This is a genomic window from Paenibacillus paridis (assembly GCF_006345825.1).
Taxonomy (GTDB): domain Bacteria; phylum Bacillota; class Bacilli; order Paenibacillales; family Paenibacillaceae; genus Pristimantibacillus; species Pristimantibacillus paridis.
The window spans coordinates 2211295-2225847 of sequence record NZ_VCIX01000092.1; the positions used below are offsets into that span (position 1 = coordinate 2211295).

The 14553-nt window shown below is 45.5% G+C and carries 14 protein-coding genes; 2 read left to right on the forward strand and 12 right to left on the reverse strand.

Annotation, left to right across the window (positions count from 1 at the left end; all coding sequences use genetic code 11):
* Positions 1 to 251: 251 nt before the first annotated feature.
* Together FJQ58_RS31655 and FJQ58_RS31660 are read right to left on the reverse strand one after the other, a co-directional pair.
* Complete coding sequence (locus FJQ58_RS31655) at positions 252 to 2696, reverse strand: glycoside hydrolase family 27 protein (RefSeq protein ID WP_139999788.1); 2445 nt, start codon at positions 2694 to 2696, stop codon at positions 252 to 254.
* Between the two features lie 383 nt (positions 2697 to 3079).
* The gene (locus tag FJQ58_RS31660) at positions 3080 to 4570 is read right to left on the reverse strand and encodes a DHA2 family efflux MFS transporter permease subunit (protein ID WP_139999790.1); all 1491 of its coding nucleotides are present in this window, start codon (positions 4568 to 4570) and stop codon (positions 3080 to 3082) included.
* A 227-nt stretch (positions 4571 to 4797) separates the two neighbouring features.
* Here FJQ58_RS31660 and FJQ58_RS31665 point away from each other — a divergent pair, with 227 nt between their 5' ends.
* On the forward strand, positions 4798 to 5379 hold the full coding sequence (locus tag FJQ58_RS31665) for a TetR/AcrR family transcriptional regulator (RefSeq protein ID WP_139999792.1): 582 nt from the start codon (positions 4798 to 4800) through the stop codon (positions 5377 to 5379).
* Between the two features lie 139 nt (positions 5380 to 5518).
* Here FJQ58_RS31665 and FJQ58_RS31670 read toward each other — a convergent pair whose 3' ends face one another.
* From FJQ58_RS31670 to FJQ58_RS31680, 3 genes are all read right to left on the reverse strand, one after another.
* Complete coding sequence (locus FJQ58_RS31670; RefSeq protein WP_139999794.1) at positions 5519 to 6517, reverse strand: type I glyceraldehyde-3-phosphate dehydrogenase; 999 nt, start codon at positions 6515 to 6517, stop codon at positions 5519 to 5521.
* Between the two features lie 102 nt (positions 6518 to 6619).
* Positions 6620 to 7135 carry a spermidine/spermine N(1)-acetyltransferase gene (gene paiA, locus FJQ58_RS31675; RefSeq protein ID WP_139999796.1) on the reverse strand — a complete coding sequence of 172 codons (516 nt, stop codon included), beginning with the start codon at positions 7133 to 7135 and terminating at the stop codon, positions 6620 to 6622.
* A 171-nt stretch (positions 7136 to 7306) separates the two neighbouring features.
* The gene (locus FJQ58_RS31680) at positions 7307 to 7789 is read right to left on the reverse strand and encodes a hypothetical protein (RefSeq protein ID WP_202915356.1); all 483 of its coding nucleotides are present in this window, start codon (positions 7787 to 7789) and stop codon (positions 7307 to 7309) included.
* 180 nt (positions 7790 to 7969) lie between these two features.
* Between FJQ58_RS31680 and FJQ58_RS31685 the strand changes: the two genes are divergently transcribed.
* A complete protein-coding gene (locus FJQ58_RS31685) occupies positions 7970 to 8599 on the forward strand; it encodes a hypothetical protein (protein ID WP_139999798.1) in 630 nt (209 codons plus the stop codon).
* Between the two features lie 158 nt (positions 8600 to 8757).
* Here the strand turns inward: FJQ58_RS31685 and FJQ58_RS31690 are convergent, their stop codons facing one another.
* The 7 genes from FJQ58_RS31690 to FJQ58_RS31720 form a co-directional block, all read right to left on the reverse strand.
* Positions 8758 to 9213, reverse strand: a complete 456-nt coding sequence (locus FJQ58_RS31690; RefSeq protein ID WP_139999800.1) for a DinB family protein — start codon at positions 9211 to 9213, stop codon at positions 8758 to 8760.
* Between the two features lie 237 nt (positions 9214 to 9450).
* Positions 9451 to 10341 carry a class I SAM-dependent methyltransferase gene (locus FJQ58_RS31695; protein ID WP_139999802.1) on the reverse strand — a complete coding sequence of 297 codons (891 nt, stop codon included), beginning with the start codon at positions 10339 to 10341 and terminating at the stop codon, positions 9451 to 9453.
* A 60-nt stretch (positions 10342 to 10401) separates the two neighbouring features.
* Positions 10402 to 11319, reverse strand: coding sequence for an NAD(P)/FAD-dependent oxidoreductase (locus FJQ58_RS31700; RefSeq protein ID WP_139999804.1), 918 nt, complete (start codon positions 11317 to 11319; stop codon positions 10402 to 10404).
* Positions 11320 to 11375: 56 nt separating this feature from the next.
* The gene (locus FJQ58_RS31705) at positions 11376 to 11861 is read right to left on the reverse strand and encodes an RrF2 family transcriptional regulator (RefSeq protein WP_139999806.1); all 486 of its coding nucleotides are present in this window, start codon (positions 11859 to 11861) and stop codon (positions 11376 to 11378) included.
* 233 nt (positions 11862 to 12094) lie between these two features.
* On the reverse strand, positions 12095 to 12772 hold the full coding sequence (locus FJQ58_RS31710) for a stalk domain-containing protein (protein ID WP_139999808.1): 678 nt from the start codon (positions 12770 to 12772) through the stop codon (positions 12095 to 12097).
* 606 nt (positions 12773 to 13378) lie between these two features.
* Entirely contained in the window at positions 13379 to 13558 is a 180-nt protein-coding gene (locus tag FJQ58_RS33350) for a hypothetical protein (RefSeq protein WP_338016188.1), read from the reverse strand.
* Between the two features lie 41 nt (positions 13559 to 13599).
* A complete protein-coding gene (locus FJQ58_RS31720) occupies positions 13600 to 14373 on the reverse strand; it encodes an SDR family NAD(P)-dependent oxidoreductase (RefSeq protein ID WP_139999809.1) in 774 nt (257 codons plus the stop codon).
* Positions 14374 to 14553: the final 180 nt, after the last annotated feature.

A 14553-nucleotide genomic window follows, 5' to 3' on the forward strand; every position in this document is an offset into this window, starting at 1 on the left:
TGTCCACTCGTTTCCCGTTCCGGTGATCCTCCTACCCTAGTGCGCTTGGTTGTTGACATGCTTCATGTACCGATATTATGCTATCGCCGGGCATGCCAAATAACGACCAATCTACTTGGCCGTTATTTGAGTATCTTATTTTCGTTTATCTGCGCTGACATAGAAACCATCCAGGCGATAACCGCCTTTGAAGTTGTCCCAAAGCCAAATACCGCTTTGGGACAACTCACACTTATTCCTATGCCTCTAGCCTACGGCGTTACTCGGATGGAGTCCAGCAGCATGTATGTGCCCGATTTCTTCACAGCTTTGAGCGTATGGCTGCCATTCGTTAGGCCAGTCGCCTTATAAACGACCTGATTGGTCAGCCGCGTCGGATTGGCTGTGTTGACCGTGGTCTGTAACACATTATCCAAGTAAATATCCACGTTGCCTTGCGAAACGTCCTTCTCCGTGATCAATTCCACCCCTGTTCCGGTGAAGGTGAATTGGAAGTAGTCGTTATTCGTCTGGGTGAAGTGGACGTCGTTGTTGAAATCACCAAATCCGCGGTTGCCGTTCAGCGACCATGAGCCCGTATAGCTGATGCTGGCATCCGTATTGTTGTACTGTTTCTGGCTGCTCTTGAACCGCAGTTGATCAAGCAGCATGTACGTGCCCGATTTCTTTACGACTTTAATGGTATGCGAGCCGCTTGCAAGTCCGTCAATGCTATACACGGTTTGCGCGGCTAACCGCGTGACATTGTACGTATTGACGGTTTTCTTGAAGACGTTGTCGATGTAGATGTCGATGTTGCCTTGGGAAGCCTCCTTCTCCGTAACAAGGTCGATTCCCGTTCCGTTAAACGTATACTGGAAATAATCGTTGTTTGTCTGCGTGTAGTGAACATCATCTTGATAATCGCCGTAGCCTCTGGCGCTGCTCGTCGTCCACGTCCCCGTATACGATACTCCCGGATCGGTATCGTTCACGAGAATTGGCGAGGGCACGCTGAATTGCAATTTGTCGACTAGCATGTAAGTACCCGATTTCTTGACTGCTTTCAAGGTATGGGGTCCGTTGGCGAGACCGGTGATGCTATAGACGGTCTGCTGCGCCTGGCGGGTCGCGTTATAGGTGTTAACCGTTTGTTTGAAGACGTTGTCCACGTAAATGTCGATATTGCCCTGAGAGGAATCTTTCTCTGTAATGAGATCAATGCCCGTGCCTTGAAAAGTGTATTCAAACGCGTCGTTATTCGTCTGCGTGTAGTGGACGTCGTCCCCATAGTCTCCAAAGCCCCGGCTGTGACTTCGCTGCCACGCCCCTGTATATTTAATGCCGGTGTCGTCGTTGTTAGCGGTAACAGATCCGCCTGTTGCCGTTACTTTGAGCAGCCTCGAGGCATGCGCAGGCAAATTGACTGAGCTATAGCCGGTATTGAACGACCCCAGATCGCTATGAGTCCACAAATCCCGGACGGTCGCGGCACCGTTCAGTCCGATGTCGCTCCAGTTCACGTTGACCGTCGCGGCGGAACTGCCTAGATTAAACAGGCCAACGGTATATGTGCCATCCCCATTATTGGCGTACCACGCTTGTTGATTCGAGGCCGTGGATACCGGATGGGCCGGCCGGCCCGCCTGATTAACGGCAATAACTTCGTCATTCGTCAGCAAGGAGAGTCCGAAAGCGTCTAAATTGGTTAAATCGTTGCCCGTGTAGAGCTGGGCCGAGGACATCGCCCATAAAGACATAGCGGTTCGCCGTTCATCCTGCGTCATACCGTCCATGGAGCCGTTCCCGACGTTGAGTGAATCGAAGTCGTTCCAGCCGCCTGGTCCGGCATCGCGCCACCAAATTGCAGCTTTCGGGAACAACCTGTCGATGTTCGCCCAAGCCGTCAAAGCGGTGTTGGTGCAATAGCATTCGACATCCCAATCCACGCGCCAGCCGTTAGCATATTGCTTCCACGTGTCGACGTAATTGTGGTCCAGCGCCCAAGAAAGCTCGAACCAAATGTTGTGCGCACTCAGCGCCTGCGACCAAGCGGCAACGTCGCCTCGCGCGTCAATTGAAGTGTCATTATGACCAGAACCCGGTGTGACGCTATCGAATTTCACGAAATCGACACCCCAATCAGCGAAGAGGTCGGCGATTGAATTTATGTAGCTCTGCGCGCACGGGTTTCCGAAATTAATTTTGTAGCCCAAATTCCAGTAGTCTGCCGTCGTCAGCGGCTGAGCGGCGATGTCCTGCATCGAACAGCTGGCTGCGCCGTAGATCGGCAGATCATCGCTGTATGCCTGCGGGGATATGCCCGGAATCATATAGAGGCCAAACTTTTGGCCGTTTGCATGCACGTAATCGATTAGCGCCGTAAAGCCGTTCGGATATAGCATGCTGCTCGGAACCGGCCTGCCGTAGCCGTCGATGCCGCCGTTCCAGCCTGCATCGATATTGATGTAATTGTAACCGTACGCTTGCAATTTCGTATGCATAGCGTCAGACTGCGCCTTGATCTGCGTTTCGTTGATCCAAGCGGGATTGCCGGAGTACACTTGCATGCTGTAGCTGCTCCAGCCCATGAGCGGCTTGAGCGCAAGCCCGTTGTTGGCCGCGTTCGCGGTTTGCTTCCCCGGGATCGCGAAGCCCGCGAACGCCAGCCATAATGCTAATGCGAGATAGCCCGTTCTTCTTAATGACCTCTTCATCAATTCATCTCCTTTGTAATGGACGTGCGCGTAATCAAGAGCGAGCGCATAGATGAGGAGTGAAAGCAATATGTATTGGTAGCGCTTTCTTTGATTTGATCATAGCGGGTTGCTGAAGCCGCGAACAAGGTACAGTTAAGCGCTTTCAGGTACAACTTTCCATTTCCACGAAGAATTCTATGGTTTTGACGGCAGGATCACGGCTCAGAATTCGTTATTTTGCATGGTATACATAACAGCAAATTATCGCGGCAATTTGACGAATTAAACAAAAAAAAAGGCTGATGAATGCTCATCAGCCTTTCATGCCTATTTAGTAACCTTTTTTCATATCTCTTCCTATCCTTGGAGAAGCCCTTCTACTAAATGATTATCTGTAAATCCTACGTTGCATGAACGGGCTTCTGAGTTACAACAACTGTCGTTTCTTCTTCGGCTTGACCTACACGTTTGATGAAGAAGGAAAGCAGCAGGCCAACAATTCCGATGCCAACAATAACTAGATATGAATCATTAATTCCTTGAATCGATGCTTCTTTTATAAGTTCCTTGGATGCATTCGCTGCTCCGTTTGTCGTCATCAGGTCAACGAGATGAGATTGGGTTCTGGTCGTCATAACCGTGACTAGCAATGCAGTTCCTACTCCCCCTGCCACTTGCTTAATCGTGTTGGAAATAGCAGTACCATGCGCATTCAGTCTTGTAGGCAATTGATTAAGGCCAGCGGTTGTGATTGGCATTAAGAATAGTGCCATACCTAAGCGTCGTCCTGTGGACATGAGGACTAGATACGTGTAACTCGTCGAATCTGTCAAATTAATGAATCCCAGTGTCGTAACAATCGTAATGGCCATACCGATAATAGACAACCATTTCGCTCCGAACTTATCGAACAGCTTCCCAGCCACGGGCATCATCAAGCCCATAAGCAGTGCGCCTGGGAGCATGAGTATCCCGGACTCGAGCGCCGTATATCCGCGAGCATTTTGCAAATACAAGGGAAGCAGCATCATATCGGCATACATAACCATCGTAACTGCAATGTTGATTAACGTTGTCAGGGTAAACATGTTGTGCTTGAAAGCCCTAAGATCAAGAAGCGGACTTTTGATAACCAGCTGTCGCCATGTAAACAATATTAATGCCACAACACCTACAACAATTGACAGGACAACCTCCGTGCTTGACCAGCCCTTGCCGCCAGCACTACTGAATCCGTAAAGAAGGAAACCAAATCCGATCGTTGAGAGCACCGCGCCCCACGCATCAATTTTGGGATAAGTACGTTCGGAAACATTTTTTAAATATACAAAAGCCACCGCAATAACAATGACAGCAAATGGAATGATGCCATAGAAAAGAGCGCGCCATGAATAATGCTCCAAAATATAGCCGGCTATAGCAGGACCCACAGCTGGAGCAAAAATGATAGACAGCCCCACCATTCCCATAGCGGCTCCGCGCTTGTCAGGCGGATAGATTGTCAGGATGACATTCATGAGAAGAGGCATTAATATCCCAGCCCCCGCTGCTTGAATCAAGCGGCCGGCCAACAAAACTTCAAAGCCAGGCGCAAAAGCTGAAACAATGCTTCCTATGAGGAAAATAATCATGGATGTTTGAAACAGCTCACGCGTCGTAAATCGTTGCATAAGGAAAGCTGTTATTGGAATTAGTACACCGTTAACCAACATATAGCCGGTAGTTAGCCATTGGCCTGTGGAAGCGGTAATATCAAATTCAACCATAAGCTCCGGTAAAGCAACACTCATGATCGTTTGATTCAGAATGGCAATAAATGCCCCCAAAATCATGACAAACAAAAGCGGGCCTTTCTTAATCGTACTACTATCAAATGTTGCAGTTTTACTCATTTTACTTATTCCTTTCAAATTCAATTTACAACTAATTTACAATGTGTGGTATAGTAAACTGGATGTAAATAGAATTATAATCACATGTTCTATTGTTCACAAGCTACACCTTTTTGAAAACTGTTTATTAGTTTACAATTCCAAGTCATCTGTCGCCTATGAGTCACATAATCCACAAATATGGCAGTTTTTGTCGCATAGCGCATTGGAGAAGGAAGTGATTACCCATGCCAACTAAATTACAACGATTAGACCCGCGTGTTCTGCGTACGCGCCAATTAATTAAAGATGCCTTTGTTGAATTGCTTCACGAACTTGAGCTTGAAAAAGTAACCGTGAATCGCATTGCTGAGCGAGCGACGATTAATCGTGTTACCTTCTATCTTCATTATCGAGATATTCCAGATATGATCGATAGACTGGCGGAAGACATGATTAGCGAAATGCAGGCGATCTTAAAGGATGCTGCCCAACAAACCGGTTTTAACATAAAAATTATCGTCAAACTGCTTGAGCATATCGCGGAAAACTCCAATTTTTATAAAGTACTGCTCGCTTCCAAACGCATTCCCGTTTTTACGGAACGACTCATGGAGCTAATCTCTGATCTGATTACCCAACGAATGGACATGCGGGAGGCATCCTCCACTTTAAACGTTCAAAAAGATATCGCAATCTGGTACGGCTCCGCTGCTTTCATTGGCACCATTGTTTTCTGGCTTAGAAACGATCTACCCTATACGCCATTTTTTTTGGCTACACAGCTAGCAGAAATGCTTCATCTCACTAAACCAGAACAAATACAATAATAAAAAATACCCCAAAAATTCGTAAGTCTACCCATAGGGTATTCCAAAGCACAAAAAAGCCGCTCACATGAGCGGCCATGGTTGGTCTTTTGACGAGGAAATACTACCGTACCCGGAATGAATGCCGGGACAGTCTCTTTTATTTATTTGCCAAGAATGCTGTAACCTCCGCCAGACGCGTAGCGAAGCCCCATTCATTGTCGTACCAAGTCGCGACGGATAGAAGCTCTCCTTCTACGTGGGTGAGCGGCAGATCGATGATCGATGTATGCGGGTCGCCTATGATTCGCGACGAGGCCCATTCGCCCTCGAGTACATCCATGACACCTTTAAGGTCGCCTTCTCGCGAGGCACGGCGGAACATATCATTCACTTCCTGCACCGTGCACGGCTTCTCCGTGATCAGATTTAACTCGGCGATACTGCCCGTGCGGGTCGGTATGCGGTAGGCCTTCCCCGTAATCTTCAGATCCGGCCAGATGAACTTAAGCGCCTTGGCCGCGCCTGACGAAGATGGAATGATGTTCTCGGCCGCCGCCCAGGAGTCCCTGCGGTCGCGCATCGGCTGATCCGTCAACGATTGCGTATTGGTATAAGAATGGACCGTGGAGAACAGTCCGTATTTGATCCCGTAGTTTTCTTTGACCAGCTTGACGACGGCCGCCAAGGCGTTAGTCGTACAGCTAGCCATGCTGATGATCCGGTGCTTATCAGGATCGAAGCTGTCGAGGTTGATCCCCTTCAGCAGCACTGCATCACAATCATCGAGGGTTTTGCTTGGACCACTGATAAGGACGCGCTTCGCGCCGCGATCCAGATGCACCTCCGCGACGGAACGGACGACAGCACGACCCGTGCAATCGACGACGAGATCCACGCCAAGCGCTTTCCAGTCCGGCACTTCCTGCGAGGAATTAATATAAAGAATCTCACGTCCGCCGATGACCAATGAGCCCTCTTGGGCAGATACTTCCTCATGCCAACGCTTATAGTTGGAATCCACTTCGAACAGTGCGGCAAGAGTATCCTCGTCCTTGATATCCGATACCGAAACCGGAACGAAGAGCTTGTCTTGAAGCGCGACGCGCAGCAGCACTCTGCCGATGCGGCCAAAACCGAAAATCGCAATTTTACCCATACTTCTCAGCCTCCATTTGCGTAATGTTGTCGACGGGTATAGTGTACACTATTTCGTAGCCCGAATTCCAACGATGGCCCTAAACTTACTTTCTACCGTAATTCAGATTGTTTTGGTCATAATGATATCCCTCTGTTCTTCATCCCCCATATAAAAGGAGTGGGCTCCTGTTCGAACAAAGCCCATTTTTGTATAAAAAATAAGCGCACTTTCATTTTTTTCCCAAACGCCTAGCCAAATCTTCTCTTTATTCTGTTCAGAAGCTATTTCTAAAGCTTTTTTTATTAAAAATTGACCCAGCCCCTGTCTATGCCAACTTTCCCTTACATAAATTCTTTCGATTTCAAGCGAAGCATGGCCCATATTTTCAGTTTGAGCATCATTTGTGTTTAGCTTTAAGTACCCTGCAACTTGCTCATTGGAATAAATAAAATAAAATTCCGAAAAGCTATTCGATATTTCTTGTTCTAATTGTTTGATGTTAAATGCTTTTTCCAAGTAAGCATTCATATTTTCAGGCGAATTTTGGTTCTTAAAGGTAGTATTAAATGTTTCAATACTAATCTCCTGAAGGGCATCTAATTGTTCAAATGTGCACTTTTTTATCATGAAAGTCATTTTCCTTGTCCACCTTTTCATAAATACTCTTGTTTGATACTAAAATAGTATCTCTTTTTTGTTGTATTTACAACAATATTGTAGTTTGATAAAAAAAGAAGCACCTTTGAAAACAAGGAGCTCCTGCTCATCCAGGTACCATTGAACTAACGTTTCTCTTTCGTAGTTTCTCTAATATCTCAATTCGTACAAGAAAACATGAAGTAAATTTACTTCTGTATTTTCCACACTTGCCTCATCTTTATCTATTTCTTCCTCAAAGGGAATACCATCATGATAAGGATATTCTAGAAACGCATATATTATCGAATCCATGTTTTCTATTGTTTCAATCTCACATTTAAAAGGTAGTCTTTTATGGATGTTTGAAATAAAATTAAAGCGTAACCTTCCAGATTGGAAGTCAAACCATACATAAAATAGCATTCCATGATTACAGTTTGCTTTTGTCAATTGCTCAGCTTTATTAGTAATTACATTTTTGAAAAAGTTTCTTATCTCCCAAACGGTAAACTCGCTCGCTAACTGTTGACTCATCGAAATCGACCATGTGTTTTGTGAGGATTCTGTTTCTAAGTCATTGATATCATTCCCAATGAACATCTTATCTTCAATAATTTCATCAAGTTCCCTTAGATACTCCTCTTTGTTCATGTCCACAGCACCTTCTCATTATTCCGACTTTACCAGCTTTTAAAATCTTTTCAATCGTACCCTATTTAGTATTATCCGATCCGTTCATATAACTTAACTTTTGAAAAATGAAGGTGATCAGTTATTATCCAGCGAAATATTAATCTTAATTGATGAATGGACATTATGGGGGGGAAACAAATGAGTGAGTTTACTTCAGGCAGTCTTGTCATGAATAAACATAGGAAAGCTATCGAAGACTTCAACCCAACTTTAATAAAACCGCTTAATGACAAATGGAGCGTGTTTTTTACGAAAGGTACAGAAGTTAGTGGCACCTATCCTGAGGATATTATAAAAATGACTACTAGCTTACCTATATTATACTTTTATAATTTTGAAGACCACGGCTGGGGCTTCACCATCCTTTACCAAAGCAGAGTTATATCTGCATTCGATTATTCGTATGAGGCAGATGCAATTGAATTACATAATTATGTACAAGAACGTTTTCCTGAAGAAGATGCTATTGAATTGCTCTATATAAAACCTAATTCAGACGATTTTAGGGTCAAAATGTTTAAGGAATTCTATAAGGAACATAGTAAGGAAGACAAAGTCAAGAAACTTATAAAGAGTCTAGACGTGGATGCTTTTGCGTTGTTCAACATCGATTCGGGCGGACTTGATAAACTGCGAGATGTTTTCAGTATGGAGTCGTTGATGAATCTTCAAAATCATTTCACCTTGATTAACGACTTCAAAGAGACCATAGATATTAAGGAAATGTGCTGGATACGTGCAGATCGGATAGAAAATTTGATGAACTAACAACTGTCAACTACACCTGGATTGAATCATTAAGCTGCATTAGCTGCTAGTCCAAACCTGAAATTAAGCTAGGACTAGCGGCTATTTTGTTGACCGATCGTTTCCCGTTAGGTCAATCCCCATCCATTACGAATGATGATGATTATTATTAGGCCCCGTTAGAGCCTCGCAAACGTGATGTAATCGACTTGGACGGGCTCTGCCAATTCAATCCGAAGTGCCTGGTTGATCTGGCCTCGGTGATACTGCCCATGTAAGAGGACCTGCGAGAGAATGTCCCGTACGGACGTTTGGAACGGAACCCCGCTCTGGTTCTCATAGTCGACCATCTCGTCCAACTCGGATTCCTTGAGCCCTTCGATATAAACACGATATTGCTTGGCGTTCTCTTCAAACATTGACTGGATCTCCGTCAAGTCTTCCGCTTCCTTCCACAACGAATATTGCGCGCTGCCCTTGCCCTGCAATCGTGACAACCAGACTTGTTCCGCGACAGCGACGTGTCGAACCAGCTTCAGAAGGTCCTTGTTCTTCGTCTCATTCTCAGCGAGCGCGTCCAAGATACGTCCGTCCGCCCAGTACAAATGGTCCATCATGCGCTTGATCGTCTTCATTACGTTTTCCCCCTTTTCGTCTCAACGATTACTAAACCTACTGTTCTCCGTTAGGATTCCTGTAGATCGTTAATATTGCGCTTTGCACGAAAACGATCGACTCTGGTACGATGGGAGAGTCATGGCTCATAGCCCTTTAGCCATCTTAAGTAGGTCGCTCTATCTTGCTAGTTTAAAGCTCAAGCCAAACAAAATCAATTGCTCGAACTCATTTTGACCCAGTAACATATGCCGGAATCAAATCTCTTTCGTATACATGTTCTGATCCTGCAATCGAATCAGTACTTTGCCAAAACGTCCGCCCTCCTCAATGACTACTTTACCTGACGGATAGGCTTGCTCCATATAGTCAGCAATTATTTTCCGATTCCGCTCATCTATAGGAAGGCGACGATGTCCAAGCCAAGTTAACGCTTCCTGCAACGCCGCTTCCCTGGAGACTTCCTTCGTTTTCGTTTCTCGTGTGATTAACGATTCGTAAGCATAACCTTTAAGATATAGCAAATGCAGCAAGTACCCCATTTCTGAATGTTGCGCATGGAAGGGCTGACCCGTGACGAGAGGCCAAATTTCGTTCACGAGGCTGTGCTCCGCTGGACTTACCGGCATACTGATATAACAGAACTTTTGTGCGCAATGAAGCAGCTTCTCCACGCTATCCCAATTGTGAATGATTGGGCACATCGAGGCAAAGACGAGATCGAATTTATGATTCCAGCCTTGCGTCTGCAAGTCAATATCTTCAAACGGTTTGCGTACAATGTTCACCTGGCCAACTTCAAACCTCGAGATATTTTCTTCCAGTAATTCGACCAGCGGGGGAGAAGTCTCTACGGCGGTTACACGTGCCCCTCGCTCCGCAAACGGCACCGAGAATACGCCCGATGCGGCTCCAATATCCAACACAGAGGTATTTTCAAACCCAACACCTTGTCCTTCAAGCCAGTTCATAATTCGCTTAGTTCGTTTTCTTCCCTCTTCGCTAAACGATTGTTCGTTGAAGCTCTTGGCCTTAGGGCCAAAAGATCTGGTCGGATCGATTCCATTTATTTTCATCTTATTGAGTTTCAGAACGGACTCGTCTTTCCACGCTTTTTCCCATATGGCTGCATTAAAAAAATCGTTCATGTGTATTCCCCACGCTTTCTTTATGTTGGATTGGACCGCGCTTCATAGTATTTAAATCGATCATTTGTTTCTTCCCCAAGTTTCTGCATTTAGTTCACCGGTGATGACCGCAGCGGCAAATGCACCGTTCGAAGCCGCAGCTATGGCCTGATGCATTCGCGATGCTGCATCTCCGGCACTAAATACACCAGGAATGTTCGTTTTTCCGAATTGATCCACGACGATTCCTCCCCAATCCGTAATTTCGCAACCGATCATTTGCGGCAAATCTGATCCGGTAACCAGATCCGGTTTGAAAAAGATCCCTGTGCATGGGATAGTCGTTCCGTCTTCGAGAATGACTTCCTGAACAAATCCGCCGTTAGAGTCAATTTGCAAGATCGGCGAGTCGAATAGAGGCACTTGATTCCGCTGAAATTCCTCCCGCTCGGCATCAGTCAGGTCATCGGGTCCATTCGTGCAGACGGTTAAACGGTTCGTCCACCCGGAGAGGAGTGGAGCAAGATGCATAAGCGTTGTTCCCTTATTAATGATGACAATTGGCTGATCCCTTAATTCCCATCCATCGCAAAATGGGCAGACGAAAGCGCTCTTCCCGTATACTTCCGCCAGTCCCGGAATGGCAAGAGGCAGATCCTGCATGCCGACGGCAAACAATATTTTCTTGCTTGCAAAAGATTGACCATGCTCCGTCTCGATCTGAAACCGGCCGTCAGTTCCCACGATCGATACTACATTATCCGTAACGAATGATACGCCGGAATAGGCGCTGATCTCTTCCTTAGCAATTCTCCGAAACTCGCTTGGACTCATCCCATCGCGGGTAAGAAACCCGTGAACCTCGCGTGTCACAGCGTTGCGAGGACGACCAGCATCGATCACCGCAACTGTTTTCCTTGCCCTTCCTAGTACTAGAGCTGCATTCAACCCAGCCGGTCCGCCGCCAATTATTACCACATCGAGATGATTTTTATTCATTTTATTTTCAGCCTCCATAGATCTATAATATCCATAATTAAATTACAAGAAGCCTATCACTTCTTGTTTACCTCATACGTACAACGCTTGAACGCCTCATCCAATACCGACTGAATCGTATGTTCCCGTAAGTATTGGTAAAGATGTTGTTCAGCGCCGTACATAACTTTCTCAACCAAACATTCTTTTCTTCCCTGATGTGTCTGAACCCGTTGCGCAGCCTCCTCTTCCACTAACAACTGATGCTGCCGCGAATTCGAATTCGAGCATTCGAATAACCGCTGTCTCCCTTCAATCACTTGAATCACATCAAGGAATGTAATCTGATCCGCCGGTCGTGCAAGCTCGTAGCCGCCATTCACCCCTGGCACAGCACGTACGATTCCATCCTGCCTGAGCTTGGACATGATTTTGGATAAATAGCTATCGGAAACATCAAGTTCCCCAGATAATTCCTTGATTCCAACGTTGTTGCAACGCTCCGATTGTCCCAGATGAATTAAAGCATGTAGGGCATAATCTGTACTTTTGGAGAACTGCAAATGTAAAACCTCCCTTCAAGATATAACAACCTTTAAAGATCTTTGTTATCTATAATACAAGATACAATATTAATTTGCAATGACATTCTTGATTATAACTTCACTACCGATGGTGGGCGAATTTGTAGGACACCTAAAAATGTGTTGACAGACAAAGGGAAAATCTAATTGAATCTCACGCAAAAAAAAGCCCACTATGCCTTTTCGGGCATTGTAGGCTTCTCTGCTTAATCTTACTTGTAAATTGAAGTATCTAGCGGAATAATGAATCCGCCGTCAACAGCTTGTGTGACATTTATTGCGATGTTCTTTACTCCAGTAATATCTACCTCAATCGTCAGGAGATCACTATTAGGCAAAATCTTCTCTACTTTTTTAAGGAGCACATTCTTGTCATTATCCTTAATTTCAAGAGACTCCACTTCCTTGCCGACTGCAGCGAATTGCAGAACAAGTTTCTTATATTTGCCGTTAGGGCTGAGCGCAGTATATTTAATATTGGAATTAGGTGCGCTGTACAGAACTTCCTTATAAATTTTGCCGCCGTATTTGGTCAGTGCAGGGTCCTTGGTATGCAGACTGGTGTTAAAATCCTCCTGCTTCACGGGTACGCCTGTCTGCTGTTCGCCAATAATCACCTCTTTGGCTGTCCCGTCATAACGAACCGGAATATCCAGCAGCTCAGAAACAGAACGTACCGGAAGATATGTTGTTCCATTATAAGTAATGGGAAGCACCGCTTTGCCATTTCCATCTTTAAGAGGGGTAATCTCCCCGTTCACTCTGATTTTCAAATCTCCGTTTAACAGCGCTTTAATTTCTTGGATATGCGAGCTTGCGAAAGCACCTGTACCCATACCCGCCAAAAGTATCATGGTACCGCATAAAGTCGTAACTACCTTCTTCTTCATTTCTGTTCTCCTCCTCTTGGAATGTCTTCAAATCTAGGAACTCCGGAAACAATGGTCATTGAGAGATACGCTCTCTAAAAGCTGAAGCTACATATGGGATAGTCTCTACTTTTTTGGAGTTGAAGATTTTACCACATTATATCACAATATCCTAATGTTTCATTTCTATTTCTCACTTCTTCCAATCTACTGATTAACTCTAATCGTCATGCCAGTCATCAACTTTACTTTTCGAGTCTGATACTTTTTTTTCTTCTGACAGCTGACGAAACGTTTTAACTAGTTGAATTCGTTTCTTGACAGCCTGCTCAATAATTAATTTGAGCTTGGCTGCGATTCAAGAAATAAGCTACGGAAGTTCATTCTGGATGGCGAGAATACAAAATAAGCTCAAGTTTTCTAAAAAAACCACCCAAAAAGGGTGGCCCGTACTCATAATAAGCACTATAGGATTTGGATAGGAGTGGAGAGTCCTGCCCGCATTTATATCCATCTATTCAATTTAGCAAGATAGGACGGTTAAAATGTAGAAAAAGCGTCAGCGAATATAAGCACTTGCTTTAATAATCGACAGACACTTCGCATTCCCCATCATTTCGATTCTCCTTACCTCTCGGCGACCATCGTATTGGTTATCGATCCAAGTTTCTCGATTTCAATCGTCACTTCGTCTCCCGGCTGCAGATACACCCGCTCCGCAGCAGCGATATCCAGAATACCTTCCCCTTCTTCTGTATGCACGCCAAGCTTGTAAGTTCCATTCTCAAAAAACGTAAGCAGCTTCATGTTCTATTCTCTCATCTCTCCGTATGCTTCTATTTTTATTGTTATGCGTTCTTACCGAAGACGACGCCTCCGTCGATATAAAGAGGCGAGCCCATCATAAACTTCGATTCATCCGAAGCCAGGAACAAAGCCGCCTGCGCCACATCCTCCGGCCGGCCGAGCTCACCGCTTAATTGCCTTTTCTTGATTGATTCAATGGCCGCTTCCGGATCGTCGTATGATTGCTTCAAATAATTTTCCACAAACGGCGTCATTATCGTCCCTGGAAGTAAGGCGTTCACCCGAATTCCGTACGCTGCGTAATCAACCTGCATCGACTTCGTTAGCGCAAGCACCGCGCCTTTTGTCGCTGCGTACGAGGCACGCTTTGCCAGTCCAATCTCTGCCACGCACGATGACATGTTGATGACAATCCCAGACTTGCGCGCCATCATCGACGGAAGGACGTATTTACTCGTCAAGTAGACACCGCGGATGTTCACGTTCATGACACGTTCCCAAACATCCGGTTCGATTTCATGCAAAGCACCTACACCGCTGATACCGGCATTATTAAATAGAACATCAATCCTCCCGTACTTTGCGAGAACCGCTTCCGCCATCTCCTTTACCGATCCGGCATTCGTGACGTCAGCATGTAGGAAACACGCTTCTCCTCCCCCAGCGACGATTTCGGCTACTGTCTCTTCTCCTTTAGCGGTATCCAAGTCATTTACGATGACAGTCGCGCCTTCCCGCGCGAATAATTGTGCTGAGCACTTGCCGATCCCAGAACCCGAACCCGTTATGAGTACAACTTTACCTTTAATTCTCATGAGGTAAACTCCTTTCCTCCATGAACCGAATTATTTATAGTTTTTTCTAACCGTTTGTAGAATTTTATAGCATTCGTCCCCATGATGCAGGAACTTCGTCTCTTCCAGCGTTGGAGTGGCTTATATTCCTGCAGCTTCTCCGCTCTTACAAGAATCAAGCTACCCTATCTCATCTTCCCA

Excerpts from the sequence above, each read along its gene's own strand:
- FJQ58_RS31655 (WP_139999788.1), bottom strand. The coding sequence starts at position 2,696 with ATGAAGAGGTCATTAAGAAGAACGGGCTATCTCGCATTAGCATTATGG.
- FJQ58_RS31660 (WP_139999790.1), bottom strand. The coding sequence starts at position 4,570 with ATGAGTAAAACTGCAACATTTGATAGTAGTACGATTAAGAAAGGCCCG.
- FJQ58_RS31665 (WP_139999792.1), top strand. The coding sequence starts at position 4,798 with ATGCCAACTAAATTACAACGATTAGACCCGCGTGTTCTGCGTACGCGC.
- FJQ58_RS31670 (WP_139999794.1), bottom strand. The coding sequence starts at position 6,517 with ATGGGTAAAATTGCGATTTTCGGTTTTGGCCGCATCGGCAGAGTGCTG.
- paiA (WP_139999796.1), bottom strand. The coding sequence starts at position 7,135 with ATGACTTTCATGATAAAAAAGTGCACATTTGAACAATTAGATGCCCTT.
- FJQ58_RS31680 (WP_202915356.1), bottom strand. The coding sequence starts at position 7,789 with ATGAACAAAGAGGAGTATCTAAGGGAACTTGATGAAATTATTGAAGAT.
- FJQ58_RS31685 (WP_139999798.1), top strand. The coding sequence starts at position 7,970 with ATGAGTGAGTTTACTTCAGGCAGTCTTGTCATGAATAAACATAGGAAA.
- FJQ58_RS31690 (WP_139999800.1), bottom strand. The coding sequence starts at position 9,213 with ATGAAGACGATCAAGCGCATGATGGACCATTTGTACTGGGCGGACGGA.
- FJQ58_RS31695 (WP_139999802.1), bottom strand. The coding sequence starts at position 10,341 with ATGAACGATTTTTTTAATGCAGCCATATGGGAAAAAGCGTGGAAAGAC.
- FJQ58_RS31700 (WP_139999804.1), bottom strand. The coding sequence starts at position 11,319 with ATGAATAAAAATCATCTCGATGTGGTAATAATTGGCGGCGGACCGGCT.
- FJQ58_RS31710 (WP_139999808.1), bottom strand. The coding sequence starts at position 12,772 with ATGAAGAAGAAGGTAGTTACGACTTTATGCGGTACCATGATACTTTTG.
- FJQ58_RS33350 (WP_338016188.1), bottom strand. The coding sequence starts at position 13,558 with ATGAAGCTGCTTACGTTTTTTGAGAATGGAACTTACAAGCTTGGCGTG.
- FJQ58_RS31720 (WP_139999809.1), bottom strand. The coding sequence starts at position 14,373 with ATGAGAATTAAAGGTAAAGTTGTACTCATAACGGGTTCGGGTTCTGGG.